Consider the following 16,107-nt stretch of genomic DNA (forward strand, 5'->3'; position numbering starts at 1 on the left):
CCTGGTCGACAGTTTCCGAGAGACGTGTCTCGGTATCAAGGATGTGGCGGGGTGTTGTCATCGCTCCGGGCGTCGCCGGATGTATCTCTTCGGCGCGGTCGTTCCCGACGGTATCGGTGCCGGGTGAGGGCGCCGGCGACGAAATGATCCAGGTGGTGCCGGTGATTGACCCGCGGGCGCCGGTCGGGATCGATGTGAGGCGGCGCGATCCATTCGACGCGGCCCGGATTCGCAGCATCGGGCGGGGCGACGCGGGTTTGCCAGCCGCCAGGTCCGTCGTGGACGAGGGCATGGCAGCTGTCGCAGGCGAGATCCTCGTTGGTGATGTCGGTGGTGCCGCCGTGCTGCCACTCGGTGACGTGGTGCACGGCCGTGAGGGAGGCAGGAGCATCGCAACCGGGGCGCGTGCACCCACGAGACGCTGCGATGAGGGCGAGTCGCTGATCCGCCGAGGCGAGGCGCCGGGCGCGGCCGAGGTGAAGGGGCCGGCCGTTGTGGTCGAACACGGCGAGTACCGGGTGGGCGTTCTGCGCCATGCGCAGTGCATCCCTGATGGGAACGATGCCGCCGGTGGCGGTGGTTGCCACGCCGGACGCCTTCTCGAGTTGGTGCACCGACATCGTGAGGATCGCTGTCACCGGGAGGCCGCGATGGCTGCCCAGGACACCGGACGAGAGCATCTGCCGCAGTGCGAATTTGAGAGCGTCGTGGTTGCGTTGTACAGCTGTGCGGGTGTCGCGGGCAGCGGCCTTCGCCATCGCCGTACGGTCCAGATTCGGGGAATCGACATCCCCAGAAGGTGATTCGGGATCGTCTGGGTTGTTCATGCCGGGGCGGGCGAGTTTGGCGAGCACCGGTTCGAAGAGTGCCCGCGTTTCCGGGTCCAACAGTCCGGAGATCGGGGTCATCAGGTCGGTGCCTTGCTTGCCGAGCCGCAGGCCGCGGCGCCGCTTCCGTTCGCGTTCGTCGGGGGCGTTGCCGTCGGGGTTGAGGTGGGCGAGCAGGTGGATGCCGATCTTGGTGACGTCTTCAGGGGTGGTGGAGCGGGCGGCGTCGGCGAGGATCTGTTCTGCGGCGTCGATTTCGTCGCGGTTGGTGCTGCTCGGGAGTTGGCGCATGGTTCTGGCGATCGCGGCAACGTGATCGGGACCGATGGCGCCTTCGCGGCCGGCCGACGCGGTGGCGGGCAGGGTGGCATCCATCGGTTCGCCGCTGAGGGTGTGCCAGGTGCCGGTCTTGTTGGCGCCCTTCACGCGTTTCGCGGCGTCGGCTCCCGAGATGCGGAGAGTGGAGACGAGGAAGTCGTTGATGGAGCGGCAGGCGAGGTGTGCGGGGATGGACCGTTCGACTGATTCGACGACAAGTCGGTGCCCGACGCCGGCGGCCTTCCGCAACGAGGTTTCCATCCGTTGTAGGGCTTCGACGACAGCGGCTTCGGACAGGCCCGTCAGCGGATCGGTGAGTAGACCCTCGATGGCAGCGTCGAGAGCGGCCAGGTGGTTCCCCACCTGACCGAGCCTGTCGACGCCATCATCCGAAAGCATGTTCGAAGTGTAGCGGGACCCTCCGACAAGAATCTGAGTTCGAGTCAGGGCGCGGCCTCGACCCCATCTCGCTGCCTGATCGGCTCGCTGCCCGATCGGCCTGCAGGCCAGATCAGACTGACTGCCCGTGGGCCACTGCGTCGACTTCGAGAGTGTCGGCGAGGCGACGAAGGAACGCAACTGCCTCGGCCTGGTCCGCCTTAGGCTCGATACGTTCGAGGAGAATTCCCCGCGCCAGGGTGGACGGGGCCAGACCGCGGGCGTCGGCGAGCTGGGCGAGCACCGTGTACTCCGCCTGGGCGAGCCGGATTTGCAGGACCTTGGTGCGCGGAGTCGGGTTCGCGTCCGGAGCCTCCGGCGGGACGTATCCGGCTTCTTGCTCGCGGGCATACATCTCGTCGGCCTCGGCATGAGCCTTGGCGAGGAGGTCGGGTGGGAGGTTGCTGGTCATGCGTTCTTCTCCTCGTACTACCTCTGCTGGGTGGGGCTTGACTGCCAGGCGGTGGCCCCGTAGATCCGACCCTCGAACCGGACAGTGATCACGGTCAGGATCAGTCCGGCCGTCGGGGAGAACCCGATGGACCGATCCGACGTGCCGCTGTCAGAGGCTGGGTCCGGCTGGAAGAACACCTTGAGTGGGTCGAGGAATGCCTCCTCGACCTCTGCGGGGGTGAGTTCGTGCCGGTCCCACATGTGGGTGACGCTCTCGGGTGGCCAGATCAGTCGCACGCCCCATTGTAATACAAAGTAATACACCCTGCACGCAGTCGCCTGCGCGAACGAGTACAGGATCGGATTGTTTACCTACACCTCCGACCGAAATCTGCTCCCTCGGAATCAGCACGCCAAGGACTTCACCTCGCGCTCACCGATCCCCGGATGTGGCCGCGCATCGTCGACGCCGCGGTCGCTCTGGGGATGCGCCATCCTCGTACCCCGCTCTGCCCGTAACGACATGCGGTCGAGATCGCTTCGATCATGACCGAGAACGATCGCAAGCTTCGCAACAAGGAGCGGAAATCCGGGCGGTGCTTCCGATCTGGAGAACTTTGTGTTGACGCTCGTCGCCAGGCATGGGACCATCCCTGAACCGGCCTGAATACAGGTCGACCCCGGAGGGTGCTGGAACACCAACCGGGGTCTGGGCACACGACAGAACAGAGGCTGTCATGCACCGTAGGGTGGAGTCTATCCACACGCCCCCAGGGGGCGCTTCTCATGGTTCGGTCTTCGATACCGACCTTCTTCTTCTCACCCCGCCGGGGTCTTCGCTGACGTCCTGACTTCGCGAGCCTCTCGACATACCCGTCGAGGGGCTCGAGGTGTTTGTGCTGCGACGTGTGCGCGGGCCGGTCCGGTAGCCGCGGCATGTCGGGCATTCGTCGCTCGCCTCCCAGAGTCCGACGTCAGTGCTTCGACGCTGCGCGCAGGGGTGCCATTCCCCGTGCGTGAAACCGACTGGGCGCCAGTACCTTCGTCTCCACAGCTGGCGGTGGAGCACCCGCTCGTGAGGGTCGACACGAACGACCGGGTCCAGCGTAAGCCGCACGTCTTCTGCGACGTGGGGCCAGAAGCGTTGGTCGAGATGGTCTATCGGGGTATGGCGACCGGGCAGCTGTGGGGAAGGGGCCGAAGGCAAGCTCAGGGACCCGTAGGGTCTCCGTACGGTCAGGCACCGTCGCCCGCAGGGCGCCCGCATCTTTACGCCGTCCCGTGCTCTGTCTTTGGCGACCTCGATATTTGCGGCTAGATGTCTGACTATCGAAGGGCCATGATCGAGGCAACAATGACACCTATGACGACTGTGCCGCTGGGCGAGGCCAAGGACAAACTTTCTGCGCTGGTCGAAAGCGTAGAGTCGACACACGATATCATCACGATCACTCGGTACGGGAAGCCTGCCGCGGTGCTCATGTCCGCCGAAGACCTGGAATCGCTGCACGAGACGATTTACTGGCTTTCACGTTCAGGCACCCGCGAGGCGGTCGCCGAAGCAGACCAGGACTACGCCCTCGGCCAGACGACCTCACTCGAGGATCTGCGCGCCGAATACGGTCTACCGCCGCGGTGACAAGACAGGCGTCCGAGGCATACCGTGCGAGGTTGCGTCACCGGCGCGGCGACTACCGCGACCGGCTGCATATCGATGACGTCGAACGGGTCGTTGTAGTCATCGACATCGACCACCGAGCCCATATCTATCGGACGTGACCGAAGAAATTCTCGTCGCTCGCGGACGGATGGAGAGTCATTATTCGAAGTAGTCCTCATCGACCTCGACGACAGTGAAGATCTGCCGAGTCTGCACTGCAACGCCGTACCGGATCATCAAGTCCGCGAGGCGCTGTCCGTCGATCAGGATGATCCGGGTGGCGATGTTCTGAGCGTACTCGCGGGCGCCGGAGGTGAATGCGCTGGTGGTGATGAAGACGCCGCGGGCGGCACCTACGCCGTGCAGGGCGCCGACGAACGCCTGAATCTCGGGTCTGCCGACTGTGTTGTCGACGGCGTAGCGCTTGGCCTGCACGTAGATGCGTTCGAGTCCGAGCGGGTCCTGGTCGATGACACCATCTACACCGCCATCGCCCGATCCGCCGATACGGGCTGCCCGGCCTTCGGTACCGCCGTATCCCATCGCAACGAGTACGTCGAGCACCGACTGCTCCAGGAATTCGGGGGCCTGATTGCGGAGCCGGTCGAGAAGGTCGGCCGCGACCTCGGCATGCAGGCGACTGACGCCGCCTTCGATCTGCTCGAGCGGCTCGACTTCCTCTTCGACCGTCACGTGTGAGTCGTGTGCAATGTTGTTCGACGGGGCTGTACGCGCTGGTGTGTACGCCTGGTACGCGGGGAGCGCCTTCAGAGTCTGCTCTGTGATCCCGTCCGGATAGGCCGCGAGCAGGCTGCGCCCGGCATCGGTGATGACGAAGGTTGCGCGGGCCGGCTTGTCGACAAGCTTTGCGCGGTAGAGCCCACTGAGCGCCCATCCGATCCGATTGTCGGCGCGCCGCTGTCCCGACGGAAGCATCTCCGCCCGCTGCTCGGCAGTCAATCCGAGATGGTCCTCCACCGCTGTATGCAGGTCCCGCTTTCGCCAGACCTGTTCATCCATCAGTACTTCCAGCACGGGAGTGAGAAAACCGGACCACACCGGCATCTCCGATACCGGCGCAGTCACAGCTCGCCTCGGAAGGCGCGGGATTGGAGGGAGGCGAATAGGGCGTCGAGCTCGGCGAGGGCGGCGTGGTGTCCCGCCTTGAGTTCGCTAGTTCGCGTGATGCGTTCCGCGAAGTCATCTCTGAGGTGCTGAGGCGGAAGCGGGATCGACAGCGCCCTCAGTATTGCGAGGTTTATGTTCTTCTGTGCAGACTCGGGTGCACTTGCTTCGATGGTCCGCTGCAGAAATGACAGCCAGACGCGCACGTATTCGACGGTTGACGGATTTGCTGTGAAACCAACGACGCTGTCAGGGAAGCACGCATCGAACATCAAGATCCCTGTCTTAGCGATATTCGCCGCGATGGTGATACATAGGGTCCCTGCTGGCCACTTCTTGCTTTGCCGCAAGCCCAGGTCCGAGTAGTACTGCCCAGTCGACAAGATGTAGCCGTCCGAGTTTGCAACCTCGCCAGTCTGAACCAGAGGATGCTCAGTACCCAGAAGCTCCGCAGCGTTCCGCGGACGGTGCTTCGAGACCCCGCGATCCAATGTGCCTACGGCTCCCAATGTCGCTAGTTCCCACTTCTTGGGGTTAAGCACCGGGTCGCCGAACATGTCGATGAAGATCGACTGGGTCAGCTCGTCGAGGCGGGCGAGGGCTTCGCGGCGCTTGGTGCGGAGGGCGTCGGTGTGGTCGAGGACCGCCGCGATCCGCCGCTGTTCCTCGATCGGAGGCAATGGCACAGGAAGCGTCGCAAGTTCCTTCGGACTCAGACGCGGTAGGTTAGCTCCAGCGCTCCGCGCATTCGCCCATTCGACCAGCGATGGTTGTCGGAGATAGTGGAGGAGAAATCGCGCATCAACCACTTCGGATACGCGGATCGGCAAGATATCAGTGCTGCACACACCGGCGAACCCAGGGATGGTGATCTTCGCAAGGTACGGCCGCAGCTTCCCATACAGAATGTCGCCTGGTTCGAAGACGAACTTTGCACTCGCGAGCTCACCCGCCGCGACTGGGAGGGCGTCGAGCATCCGTCCGCCCGACTCGATGTGCTCTAGGCCAACATACATTGTGCCGTCAACGATCCCGCTCGCCTGAATCTGTGTACGTGGAAGCGCGGCAACTTTACCAAGTGTGACGACGGGCCACCTACTCACGCCGCACCCCCCGCAAGCATCTCCCGCAGCTGCGCCATGCCGTCAACGATGTCCTTCTCGAGCCGATCCAGCTCGTCGAGGATCTCGGTCGGCGCTCTGTGCTCGACTTCCTCGTGCACGATCTCTTTGTACCGATTCAAGCTCAGGTCGTAGCCCTGCGCGGCGATATCCTCACGCGGCACGCAGAAGCTCTGCTCCGTCCGCGCGCGCTCCAACTCGCCGCCGTCGCGATCAGCCCAGCGCCGCAACACATCCGGGAGGTTGTTCTTCACGTGCTCGTCATCCGACAACTCGGCCAGCGCACCGAGCTTGTCGGCGTCGAGCAGTGGGTTGCGCTTGTCGTCGAGGGACATGCCGTCGGCCTGCACGTCGTAGAACCAGACGTTGTCGGTGCCACCGGAGTTGGTCTTGGTGAAGAACAAGATCGCCGTCGACACACCGGCATACGGCTTGAACACCCCGGACGGCAGTTTGACCACCGCGTCGAGCTTTTGGTCCTCGACCAGAATCCTGCGAAGTTCCTTGTGCGCCTTCGACGATCCGAACAACACACCGTCCGGGACGATCACCGCCGCGCGGCCGCCGGGCTTGAGCAGGCGCAGGAACAGCGCCAGGAACAGTAGTTCCGTCTTCTTCGTCTTCGCGATCTGCTGGAGATCCTTCGCGGTGTTCTCGTAGTCGAGGCTGCCCGCGAATGGCGGGTTGGCGAGAATCAGCGAATATGCCTCGGCATCACCGGTGTTCGCTTCCGCCAGCGAGTCGCGATAGCGGATGTCGGGTTGCTCGATGCCGTGCAGCAGCATGTTCATCGACCCGATTCGCAGCATCGTGTTGTCGAAGTCGAACCCGTGGAACATCTCGTGGTGGTACTGCTCGCGCCCCTTGCCGGAGTTGATCGCATCCGCATGGTTGGCGCGCATGTACTCCGACGCACCCACGAGGAACCCGCACGTGCCGGACGCCGGGTCCACGATCGTGTCGCCCGGCTTCGGGGCTGTCATGTGCACCATCAGTTCGATGATGTGACGCGGCGTGCGGAACTGGCCGTTCTGCCCGGCGGCGGCGATCTTTGCGAGCAGGTATTCGTAGATGTCGCCCTTGGTGTCGCGGTTCTCCATCGGCACCTTGTCCAGCCGGTCCACCACCCGCTGCAGCATCCCGGCGTTCGGGATGCTGAGCCGCGCGTCCTTCATGAAATGGGCGTACGTGGACTCCTCGCCGCGCATGTTCTTGATGAACGGGAACACCCGGTTCGCGACGATCTCGAACATCTCGTCGGCATGCCGGTCCTTGAACACCGACCAGCGCAGGTCGTTGTAGGGCAGGCCCTGGTCGTCGATGCCCTCGGGGAACGGGTTGCCTTCGAGCGGTGTGCCGAGCAGGTTCGCTTTCTCCAACGCGAGCGTCTGCTCGTCGTCCAACCGGCGAATGAACAGCAGGTAGGTGATCTGTTCCATCACCTCCAGCGGATTGGAGATACCGCCTGTCCAGAACGCGTCCCAGACTGCGTCGACCTTGTTCTTGATGTCACCGGTGATCACGGGTACCGCTACCTGCCTGTTCTGCTCGCCGAAGTCCAACAGAACTGTATAGACCCGGCCACCGACACCGAGCGTGCAGGTTAGGGTGCCATGTGCCCGAATCTCCGATCGGCAGTGTTCCGAGCGGTCCGGTCCCAGAAGCACTGGCCGCACGGCTGAGGTCTGCCGGATGTGTCTTCGCGGAAGACGAAGCCCGCCTGCTCAGCGATGCGGCGCGTAGCCCGTCCGATCTGGAAGACCTCATACAGCAGCGGATCGACGGGCGTCCTCTCGAGCACGTGCTGGGATGGGCAGAATTCTGCGGTCTGCGGATCAGCGTCGACGCAGATGTGTTCGTTCCACGCCGTCGCACCGAATTTCTCGTGCACTGCGCCGCCGAACTCGTTGCACCGGGTTCATTCGTCGTCGACATGTGCTGCGGCTGCGGTGCGGTCGGGGCCGCGCTCGCCGCTGTCGAACCCACCATCCGGCTGCACGCCGCGGACGTCGACCCCGCGGCGGTCCGTTGCGCGCGGCGCAACCTCGAACGATGCGGCGGCGACGCACACTGCGGCGACCTCTTCGCGGCGCTGCCGGACTCGATGCGAGGCCACACCGATGTGATCGTCGCCAATGCCCCCTACGTACCGACGGCGGCGATCGCGACAATGCCGTCCGAGGCACGACTGCACGAGCCGCGTGTCGCGCTGGACGGCGGTGCCGACGGACTCGATGTGCATCGTCGCCTGGCGGTGTCCGCGTCGGAGTGGCTTGCGCCCGGTGGACACCTGCTGATGGAAGCCGGCCTCCGGCAGGTCGAGGCAGCAACCGGGATCCTCGCTGCGGAGGGACTGACAACGGTCGTTCACCGGTCGGACGAGTTCGATGCCACCGTGGTCGTCGGAGTCGCCGACGGTCGCGGCGTTCCCTCGCAGATCGCGCCCAGTGTGTAAGGCGATCGGCGGTGGGTAGACCGAAGTATGGTCACCTTCGCACTCCAGAACCCGAACACCGGTACCGACGAAGAGCAATTCGAACGAATCGAAGACACAGACCGAGATGCGATCCTCGATCGCGCCACCGAAGCCCAGCGCAGCTGGCAGGAGACCTCCATCGACCAGCGCGCGGATGTTCTCCGGGCCGTCGCCGATCTCTATGAACAGCACAAAGATCGGCTGATCGACTACATGGGCCGGGAGATGGGCAAACTCCGACCGTGGGGCGCGGCCGAACTGGACATCGTGGTGGGCATCTACCGCTGGTATGCGGACAACGCCCACGAACTGCTCGCGCCCGAGGAACTCCCGGCGCAGGGCGCGGACCGTTCGTACGTGGTCAAGCGGCCGCTCGGTGTGATCCTGGGCATCATGCCGTGGAACTTCCCGTACTACCAGGTCGCGCGATGGGCTGCCCCCAACCTGCTGCTCGGAAATGCACTGGTGCTCAAGCACGCGGGGATCTGCCCGCTTTCCTCCCAGGCGTGCGAGCACCTCCTGATCGAGGCCGGGCTGCCGCGTGGGGTGTTCCAGAACATCTATGCTTCCGGCTCCCAGATGGAACCGTTCATCGCAGACAAGCGGATCCAGGGTGTCTCCCTCACCGGATCCGAAGGCGCCGGTTCGGCCGTGGCGAAGACGGCCGGGGAACACTACAAGAAGTCGCTACTCGAGCTGGGCGGGAACGACCCCTTCCTCGTGTTGGATGCCGACAACCTGGAGTGGGTACTGGACCGATACGTGGACATCCGGATGTTTGCCTCGGGCCAGGCGTGCAATGCGCCGAAGCGGCTCATCGTGCAGCCGGAATTCTACGATCGCACGGTGGCCTACCTGGAAAAAGCAATCGGTGCGCTCACGGTGGGTGCCTATGACGATCCGGATGCCGACGTAGGCCCCCTCAGCTCGATCGGTGCCCGCGACGAGATCGTCGACCGCCTCGACACCGCAGCACGCGAGGGGACCGCCACGATCCGGGTGGGCGGGAAGAAAATCGACCGCGACGGCGCGTACATGGAGCCGACCCTGCTCACCGATGTGGACCCGTCCGCAGATGTGGGGTGCAACGAGATCTTCGGCCCGGTCGCGATCGTGTACAAGGCGGACGGGGTGGACGAGGCCGTACGCATTGCCAACGAGGAATCCGAGTACGGACTGTCCAGCTCTGTATGGTCCTCGGACGTCGACAAGGCACACGAGGTGGCTGCGCGGCTCAAGGATGGCATGACGTTCGTCAACGAGCACGCCGTCACCGCAGCCGGTCTGCCTTTCGGCGGTGTCGGCCGTTCCGGCTACGGCCGCGAGCTGGCGCAGTGGGGCGTGGGCGAATTCGTCAACGAGAAACTGATCCGTGTGTCCGGACAGCACAGCGCTGGTCTGTCGCCCACATGAGCGTCGATTGCCCGCCGCAATCGGGCGATCAACCGAGCGGTAACTCAGCGAAAATGCTTGTCGGCTGGGCCGACCCGCCTTCCGGCTCCACACTGAATCCCAATGCGGTCGCATCCGAGATGCCTTCGAGCACAGCCGTGGTCGACGGTGCGACGTCGGCGGGTGTCATGGTGCCTGCGGCAGTCGCGCCGTCCGGCCCGATCAGCCACATCTGGTAGACGGTGCCGTCGGTCGGCGGCGCGACGTTGTTCATCACCAGCACACCGGCGTCGACGTCCTTCGAATACACGACCGTTGCCGTGCCGCCCCCTTCGATCGAACCCGAGGTGGTGCGCACGTCCTCGGCGGCGAGGACCTGCGCCGAGGTGGGGGGAGTGTCCTGGCCGAGCTGGGTTGCCACGCCGATACCGGCGATGGCGATCACCACCGCGGCCGCTGCCGCCAGCAGGAAATAGCGTCGCCGGTTCCGGCGTGCCGACAGGTCGATGGGGGAATCGGGCGCAGAGGAACCGGGAGCGGTGCCGATGGATTCAGCAGTGTCGATGGCTTCGAGCAGGCGGTGACGTACATGGGCCGGTGGCTCGGCGACTGTCGCATGCGAAACCTGTGCCATCGTCTCGCGAACCTCGCGGACCTCGCGCCGAAATGCTGCGGCGACGTCGGAGTCGGCCTCGGCCACTCGCAGTTCGATTTCGCGGCGTTCGTCGTCCGAGACCGCATCCAGGGCGTACACAGCGGCGAGGTCGAGCAGATGGTCGTCGAAGTCGAGACGGCTACTCGTCATCGCTGGTCACCCCCAGACAGTTCTTCAAGCGGATCAGGCCGTCCCTGATTCTCGATTTGATGGTCGGCAGCGTCGAGGCCAGTCGTTCCGACACTTCGCGATAGGTGAGCCCGCCGTAGTAGGCGAGCTCGACCGACTGGCGCTGCAGATCGGTCAGCGTGCCCAGACAATCGAGGACCTGACGCGTGTCGTCGCGACGGAGTGCTTCGTCGCTGACAGTGTCGAACTCTGTGGTCGTGGACAACGCGCCGTAGCGGGCCTCTCGTTCGGCGCCCGACTGCTCGGAGCGCACCCGGTCTACCGCCCTGCGGTGTGCCAGGGTGATCAGCCACGACAGCGCCGATCCCTGCGTGCGGTCGAATCCCGTCGCGGTCCGCCACACCTGCAGGTAGACCTCCTGCAGTGTTTCTTCGCTGTAGCCGGGATCGCGCAGTACCCGCAACACCATGCCGTACGCCCGCGCTCGCGTCAGGTCGTAGAACTGCGCGAAGGCAGCCGAATCCTCCGCCGCGACTCGATCGAGCAACGCTTCGAGTGTGTCGGTTCCGCCACCGACGTCGGTCATGGTCCGTGTCCGCTCATCGGACGAAACACTAGCCGGACGAATCGGGCCGCTCAACCTGCACCCACCTGGATGTGGCCCGGTCACGAGTGGCAGCGACGCATCGAGCACGCCGATCATCTCCCGTTGACGCGCGACCGCGGGGGCAGCGGAAGGAAATACGACGTTCGCTGCTGGTACTCGGGATAGCCGGGTCGTTTCGACATCGACTGCTCGAGCAGCCGCGCACCGGTCGCGTAGACGAGGAAGTACGTCATGATCACCGGCGAGGCCACCGTGACCGCACCGGGCCACACGCTGGCGGCAATCAGCCACAACCCCCACCACACCGTGGCGTCACCGAAATAGTTGGGATGCCGGGTCCACGCCCACAGACCGCGGTCCATGATCAGGCCACGGTTCGCGGGGTCGGCCTTGAACCGGCGGAGCTGTAGGTCTCCGATCGCTTCGAACAGCACGCCGGCAATCCACGCGGCGACACCGGCCCAGAGCACCACCGTGCCGAAGCCGCGGGTGGGTCCGAGTACCGCCGAGACCTGGATCGGCAACGACACGAACCATTGCGCCGCGCCCTGGGTCACGAAGACCTTGCGGATGATCGTGGCGATCGAGTGGTCACCCGCGCGTTCGAGCATGTCCGTGTAACGGGGGTCTTCACCTTTGCCCAGGGACTTGCGGTACATGTGCCATGTCAGCCGCAGCCCCCACACCGTCACAAGCGCCAGCAGGAGTAGCCGTCGCGAGGCGTCGCCGCTGCCGAGCAGTGCCGCGGCGGCAGCCACCGCCACGAAACCGAGCCCCCACGACACGTCCACCACGTTGTACCGGCCGATGCGGTGCCCGATAGCGAAGGTGACTGCCTGGATCGCGGCGAGCAGCACCACCGCGGACACCGTGATGAGCACGAACTCCGACCAGGCGTTCATCGCGCGCCCTCCTTCCGGAACACGATCTGCTGGACGTCGAGATAGCCCGAGCGGAACCCGGCCTCCGAGTACGCGAGATAGAACTCCCACATTCGCCGGAACACGGCATCGAATCCGAGATCCGCGACACGGTCCGTGTGCGTGGTGAAACGTTCCCGCCACAATCGCAGGGTCTCCGCGTAGTGGTCGCCGAATCGCAGACGATCGACGGTGCGCAGCGACGTCAGCGAGCGCGTGATCACGTCGATCGATTCGGTCGACGGCAGCAACCCACCCGGGAAGATGTACTTGTGGATCCACGTGTAGCTGTCGCGCGTCTCGGCCATCCGGTCGTGCGGCATCGTGATGGCCTGTAGTGCGACGAGACCACCGGGTCGTAGGAGTCGGTCGAGGCTGCGGAAATATGTGGGCCAGTAGTCGTATCCCACCGCCTCGATCATTTCCACCGACACGATCGCGTCGTATTCGCCGTCCACTGCACGGTAGTCGAGGAGGTCGATCTGTACGCGGTCCGACAGACCGGCCTCCGCCACTCGCCGCCGGGCCAGCGCCTGTTGCTCGGTCGACAGCGTCACCGAGCGCACGGTGGCACCACGCTTCGCGGCGCGCACGCTCAGTTCACCCCAGCCGGTGCCGATTTCGAGGAGCCGCGTTCCAGCTCGCACGTCCGCGGCATCGAGCAGCCGGTCGATCTTGCGGTGCTGGGACGTCTCGAGCGCATCCCACCGTGCGGGGAGCTCGTCGAACAGCGCGCTCGAATAGGTCATGGACCCGTCCAGGAACGTTTCGAACAAGGCGTTCGACAGGTCGTAGTGGCGGGAGATGTTGGAGCGGGTGTTCTCCTCGGTGTTCCGTTCCCCAGTGGGTTGCGCCGCGACGACGAGCCGGCGCAAACGCCGGAGCGGCAACGGGATCAGCGACCCGATCTCGGCGGCGAACGGGGTGAGCACCGCGACCGGGTCCGATGCGGTCCAATCACCCGCCATGTATGCCTCACCGAAACCGATGAGCCCGCCGTGGCCGAGCCTCCGGGCGAACGCCTCCGGACGACGGATGATCATCCGGGGAAGAATCCGGGAATCCGTGCCACGGGTGTCACCGGTCTTGCCCGCCCTACCGCCGCCTCCGAGTACGGTCCCGTCGGGGTACTCCACCCGTACGTCGAGGTGGGCGGCTGCATTGCGGAACAATCGGTCGGCGACCACCGCGGCGACGCGGGTGCGGAGTCCTCCGGGGACGGATGCCAACTCGGGCCATCTGGTCGCGTCGACACTCACACGCGGGGCCGGCAGTTCGAGTTCGGGTGTGCTCATCGGGAGATCTCCTGTAGATGTCTGGGGGCCGAGGGCGCAGCCGGACGCGGGACGAGGGGAAGTCCCCGCAGCCACAGCCCGACGCCCTGCCTTCGGATACGAGCCGAAACCATCTGGGGTGCAAGCGGATGGGTGAGCTGAGCCAGGGCGATCACCCCGGGGGTCGCGGGCCGGCCGGATCCGCGCATCGTGGCCGTGAAGGGCGGCTGCCCATCGCGGTGTAGCGACACCTCGACGTCGAGAAACGGTCCGGGCTCCGCGACCCGCAGAAAGTACCGGCCGTCGACCTCATTGAACGGAGAGACGTAGAACGCTTTGCCGACTTCCGCGTGCCCCGAGGCATCCGGCCTCAGCAGATAACAGTGCCTACCCCCGTAGGTGTTGTGCACCTCGGCCACGACGCACACGAGCGCGCCGCCGGGGTCGTGGCACCAGAACAGTGTCAACGGATCGAAGACGTGCCCGAGTACCCGCGCGTTGAGTAATGCGGTGACGCGTCCGCCGTGCAGGTCGATGCCTTCGCTGAGGAGATAGTCGTCGAGCCGGTTTCGCAGCGTTCCTTGCTGAGCGGTGCCGTCGAAGTGATCGGCGGGGTCGAACCGGGCGAACGGGCGCAACCACCACGGCAGTACCGGTAGGTCGTCGAGGTCGACGAACCAACTGTAACTACGGTATTCGAAGCCGTTCCGAATCGGTGCGCGCCGAACGTGTCCGATTCTGGTGCGGTAGAGCCACGCTGTCGTCATGGCGACACCTCCGCCCCGCTGAAGGAAGACGCACCCCACTCGACGCCGAGCTGCCGAGCGGCCTCCACGCCGGACCGGGCGCCGTCTTCGTGGAATCCCCATCCGTGGTACGCGCCGGCGAATGCGATTCTGCTGTCGCTGATCTCGGGCAGACATGCCTGTGCTGCCGTCGATTCGGGCGTGTACAGCGGGTGTTCGTACGTCATCTCCGCGATCACCTTGCGCGGGTCGACAAGATGCGCGCCGCCCAGGGTGACGAGGAATCGCCGATCCGTGACCGTGGCGAGCCGCATCAATCTGGTCATGTCGTAGGTGACGATCACGCCCTCGGGCCCGGTGTCGGCAGGCGCCAGATAGTTCCACGACGCGCGGGCGCGCTCGCTACGGGGCAGCAGCGACGTGTCGGTGTGCAACTGTGCATGATTCGTCGAATACGGTAACGCGCTGAGTATCCGGCTCTCCTGCGGAGTCGGGCGGGCGAGCATGGCGAGGGCCGCAGACGGATGCACGGCGATTACGGCCGCGTCGAACCACCGAACATCTCCGTCGCCGACGACCACGCACACCCCGTCATCCGTCCGCTCCACGCTGCGCACCGGGGTGTCGGTGAGCACCTCGTCGAGCCGGCGCGCGAGTGCGTCGACGTAGGTGCTCGAGCCGCCGGTCACGGTCCGCCAGGTGGGAGAACCGAAGACGGTGAGCATGCCGTGGTGGTCGAGGAACCGGAAGAGGTAGCGAGCGGGATAGCGGGTGGCCAGCGCCGGGTCGCACGACCACACCGCTGCGACGAGAGGCGTCATGAAATGATCGATGAAGAACGGGGAGAAGCGGTTCCGTGCAAGAAAAGCGTCGAGCGGCTCGTCCTTCCCGTCGTCGCCGGTTTCGAGCAAGGCCAGCGCGGCACGGTGGAAACGCAGTATCTCACCCAGCATCCGGAGGTAACTCGGCTTCGTGCACGACCGCCACGTGGGAAAGAGCCCCGGAAGACCCTTCGCCCCCGCATATTCGAGACCGGTGGCGTCGGAGCGGATCGACATCGACATGTCACTCTCCTGAGTGGCGACACCGAGCTCGTCGAACAGACGTAACAGTGTGGGATAGGTTCGGTCGTTGTGCACGATGAAGCCCGTGTCGACCGAGACTTCCTGCCCGTCCTCGAGCGTGAGGTGATGGGTGTGGGCATGGCCACCGAGGCGTGAGTCCGCCTCGAACAGGGTCACACGGTCGCGCCGGGACAATACGTGGGCGGCGCTGAGCCCGGCGACACCGCTGCCCACCACGGCGATGGAACGGGACGGTTCACGCGTCATGGTTTCCTCCGGTAGAGCTCGTCTCGGGTGTCAAGGCATCGATGAGGAAGTCGGCGGTGACGGAGTGCCACCAGCCGGGCCGGGTCAGCATGAAATGTCCCGCGCCGGGCAGCGGACACCATGTTGCGTCGACTCCGCGCAGCAGGGCCGCCGCGGTCTGGGATTCGGCCGACGCGGGATCCGTCCAGCGGTCTCCGGTTCCGTGCGCCACCAGGAGCCGACGTCCCGCAGGGATGAGTGCGGCGTCGTTGTCGGGCCACCAAGGGGCCAGCGCAACCACCGCTTCGACGCCGTTCTGCGCGGCGAGATGTGCCGCAACCCGCCCGCCCATCGAATGCCCCACGAGGCCGATCCGGGTGTCGGGCCACCGATCGAGTGTCGCGTCGAGTGCACGCAATGCGTCGTGCACCGGGCTCATCCGGTCGCCGTTCCAGCCGCGCACTCCGTACTGCACCTGGCCCACCGTGATGCCGTGACCCGTCAGCCTCGAACGTAACGCCTCGGTCAGCAGGGCCATTCGCACGCTCGTCAGATGCCACGGTCGTGTCCCCGCATGGCTCGAAGGTTTGCCACCGGGCAGTACGAGGACGTGCGCGCGTCCCCGAGGTGAAGTGGAATCCATGCTCGGGCTTCGGTGCGGGCGCGATTCCGGATGGGTCACCGGCGCCGGAAAATTTTTCTTCCGATCGCACCCA

At 65.2% G+C, this 16,107-nt stretch carries 15 protein-coding genes and 1 pseudogene; 3 read left to right on the forward strand and 13 right to left on the reverse strand.

Annotated features, from left to right (window positions below):
• Window positions 1-35: 35 nt before the first annotated feature.
• The 3 genes from HCA61_RS16015 to HCA61_RS16025 form a co-directional block, all read right to left on the reverse strand.
• Window positions 36-1,544: an HNH endonuclease signature motif containing protein gene (locus HCA61_RS16015; RefSeq protein WP_169689163.1), complete on the reverse strand. Its 1,509-nt coding sequence runs from the start codon at window positions 1,542-1,544 to the stop codon at window positions 36-38.
• 112 nt (window positions 1,545-1,656) lie between these two features.
• Complete coding sequence (locus HCA61_RS16020; RefSeq protein WP_169689164.1) at window positions 1,657-1,995, reverse strand: hypothetical protein; 339 nt, start codon at window positions 1,993-1,995, stop codon at window positions 1,657-1,659.
• Window positions 1,996-2,012: 17 nt separating this feature from the next.
• Window positions 2,013-2,273 carry a transposase gene (locus HCA61_RS16025; RefSeq protein WP_346777569.1) on the reverse strand — a complete coding sequence of 87 codons (261 nt, stop codon included), beginning with the start codon at window positions 2,271-2,273 and terminating at the stop codon, window positions 2,013-2,015.
• A gap of 1,066 nt (window positions 2,274-3,339) precedes the next feature.
• Here HCA61_RS16025 and HCA61_RS16030 point away from each other — a divergent pair.
• Complete coding sequence (locus HCA61_RS16030) at window positions 3,340-3,615, forward strand: type II toxin-antitoxin system Phd/YefM family antitoxin (protein WP_169689165.1); 276 nt, start codon at window positions 3,340-3,342, stop codon at window positions 3,613-3,615.
• Between the two features lie 180 nt (window positions 3,616-3,795).
• Here the strand turns inward: HCA61_RS16030 and HCA61_RS16035 are convergent, their stop codons facing one another.
• Genes HCA61_RS16035 through HCA61_RS16045 form a run of 3 tightly spaced genes read right to left on the reverse strand, consistent with a single transcriptional unit; the run spans window position 3,796 to window position 7,405 of the window.
• Window positions 3,796-4,701, reverse strand: coding sequence for a restriction endonuclease (locus HCA61_RS16035; protein ID WP_169689348.1), 906 nt, complete (start codon window positions 4,699-4,701; stop codon window positions 3,796-3,798).
• Between the two features lie 17 nt (window positions 4,702-4,718).
• Window positions 4,719-5,864, reverse strand: a complete 1,146-nt coding sequence (locus HCA61_RS16040) for a restriction endonuclease subunit S (RefSeq protein WP_169689166.1) — start codon at window positions 5,862-5,864, stop codon at window positions 4,719-4,721.
• The gene (locus HCA61_RS16045; RefSeq protein ID WP_169689349.1) at window positions 5,861-7,405 is read right to left on the reverse strand and encodes a class I SAM-dependent DNA methyltransferase; all 1,545 of its coding nucleotides are present in this window, start codon (window positions 7,403-7,405) and stop codon (window positions 5,861-5,863) included. Before HCA61_RS16045 ends, HCA61_RS16040 begins: the two co-directional genes overlap by 4 nt.
• Before the next feature lie 92 nt (window positions 7,406-7,497).
• Here HCA61_RS16045 and HCA61_RS16050 point away from each other — a divergent pair, with 92 nt between their 5' ends.
• Window positions 7,498-8,337, forward strand: coding sequence for a putative protein N(5)-glutamine methyltransferase (locus tag HCA61_RS16050; RefSeq protein ID WP_346777570.1), 840 nt, complete (start codon window positions 7,498-7,500; stop codon window positions 8,335-8,337).
• Between the two features lie 24 nt (window positions 8,338-8,361).
• Window positions 8,362-9,771 (forward strand): annotated as a pseudogene (locus HCA61_RS16055) (aldehyde dehydrogenase family protein); the annotation flags it as partial.
• A gap of 28 nt (window positions 9,772-9,799) precedes the next feature.
• Here HCA61_RS16055 and HCA61_RS16060 read toward each other — a convergent pair.
• The 7 genes from HCA61_RS16060 to HCA61_RS16090 form a co-directional block, all read right to left on the reverse strand.
• Window positions 9,800-10,555: an anti-sigma factor gene (locus HCA61_RS16060; protein WP_169689168.1), complete on the reverse strand. Its 756-nt coding sequence runs from the start codon at window positions 10,553-10,555 to the stop codon at window positions 9,800-9,802.
• Window positions 10,545-11,120 (reverse strand): sigma-70 family RNA polymerase sigma factor, encoded by a 576-nt coding sequence (locus HCA61_RS16065; RefSeq protein ID WP_169689169.1) that lies wholly within the window; start codon window positions 11,118-11,120, stop codon window positions 10,545-10,547. Before HCA61_RS16065 ends, HCA61_RS16060 begins: the two co-directional genes overlap by 11 nt.
• Before the next feature lie 113 nt (window positions 11,121-11,233).
• Entirely contained in the window at window positions 11,234-12,043 is an 810-nt protein-coding gene (locus HCA61_RS16070) for a DUF1295 domain-containing protein (RefSeq protein ID WP_169689170.1), read from the reverse strand.
• Window positions 12,040-13,356, reverse strand: a complete 1,317-nt coding sequence (locus HCA61_RS16075; RefSeq protein ID WP_169689171.1) for a class I SAM-dependent methyltransferase — start codon at window positions 13,354-13,356, stop codon at window positions 12,040-12,042. The genes HCA61_RS16070 and HCA61_RS16075 overlap by 4 nt, the downstream gene beginning before the upstream one ends.
• On the reverse strand, window positions 13,353-14,102 hold the full coding sequence (locus tag HCA61_RS16080) for a DUF1365 family protein (protein ID WP_169689172.1): 750 nt from the start codon (window positions 14,100-14,102) through the stop codon (window positions 13,353-13,355). The genes HCA61_RS16075 and HCA61_RS16080 overlap by 4 nt, the downstream gene beginning before the upstream one ends.
• On the reverse strand, window positions 14,099-15,412 hold the full coding sequence (locus HCA61_RS16085) for an FAD-dependent oxidoreductase (protein WP_169689173.1): 1,314 nt from the start codon (window positions 15,410-15,412) through the stop codon (window positions 14,099-14,101). Before HCA61_RS16085 ends, HCA61_RS16080 begins: the two co-directional genes overlap by 4 nt.
• A complete protein-coding gene (locus tag HCA61_RS16090; RefSeq protein WP_169689174.1) occupies window positions 15,402-16,034 on the reverse strand; it encodes an alpha/beta fold hydrolase in 633 nt (210 codons plus the stop codon). Before HCA61_RS16090 ends, HCA61_RS16085 begins: the two co-directional genes overlap by 11 nt.
• Window positions 16,035-16,107: the final 73 nt, after the last annotated feature.

It is taken from the genome of Rhodococcus sp. HNM0563, from assembly GCF_012726195.1.
Taxonomy (GTDB): domain Bacteria; phylum Actinomycetota; class Actinomycetes; order Mycobacteriales; family Mycobacteriaceae; genus Rhodococcus.

What these genes read in the sequence shown, in the direction of transcription:
- HCA61_RS16085 (WP_169689173.1), bottom strand. Translation starts at nt 15,412, where the DNA reads ATGACGCGTGAACCGTCCCGTTCCATCGCCGTGGTGGGCAGCGGTGTC.
- HCA61_RS16035 (WP_169689348.1), bottom strand. Translation starts at nt 4,701, where the DNA reads ATGCCGGTGTGGTCCGGTTTTCTCACTCCCGTGCTGGAAGTACTGATG.
- HCA61_RS16020 (WP_169689164.1), bottom strand. Translation starts at nt 1,995, where the DNA reads ATGACCAGCAACCTCCCACCCGACCTCCTCGCCAAGGCTCATGCCGAG.
- HCA61_RS16065 (WP_169689169.1), bottom strand. Translation starts at nt 11,120, where the DNA reads ATGACCGACGTCGGTGGCGGAACCGACACACTCGAAGCGTTGCTCGAT.
- HCA61_RS16015 (WP_169689163.1), bottom strand. Translation starts at nt 1,544, where the DNA reads ATGCTTTCGGATGATGGCGTCGACAGGCTCGGTCAGGTGGGGAACCAC.
- HCA61_RS16070 (WP_169689170.1), bottom strand. Translation starts at nt 12,043, where the DNA reads ATGAACGCCTGGTCGGAGTTCGTGCTCATCACGGTGTCCGCGGTGGTG.
- HCA61_RS16090 (WP_169689174.1), bottom strand. Translation starts at nt 16,034, where the DNA reads ATGGATTCCACTTCACCTCGGGGACGCGCGCACGTCCTCGTACTGCCC.
- HCA61_RS16080 (WP_169689172.1), bottom strand. Translation starts at nt 14,102, where the DNA reads ATGACGACAGCGTGGCTCTACCGCACCAGAATCGGACACGTTCGGCGC.
- HCA61_RS16075 (WP_169689171.1), bottom strand. Translation starts at nt 13,356, where the DNA reads ATGAGCACACCCGAACTCGAACTGCCGGCCCCGCGTGTGAGTGTCGAC.
- HCA61_RS16060 (WP_169689168.1), bottom strand. Translation starts at nt 10,555, where the DNA reads ATGACGAGTAGCCGTCTCGACTTCGACGACCATCTGCTCGACCTCGCC.
- HCA61_RS16030 (WP_169689165.1), top strand. Translation starts at nt 3,340, where the DNA reads ATGACGACTGTGCCGCTGGGCGAGGCCAAGGACAAACTTTCTGCGCTG.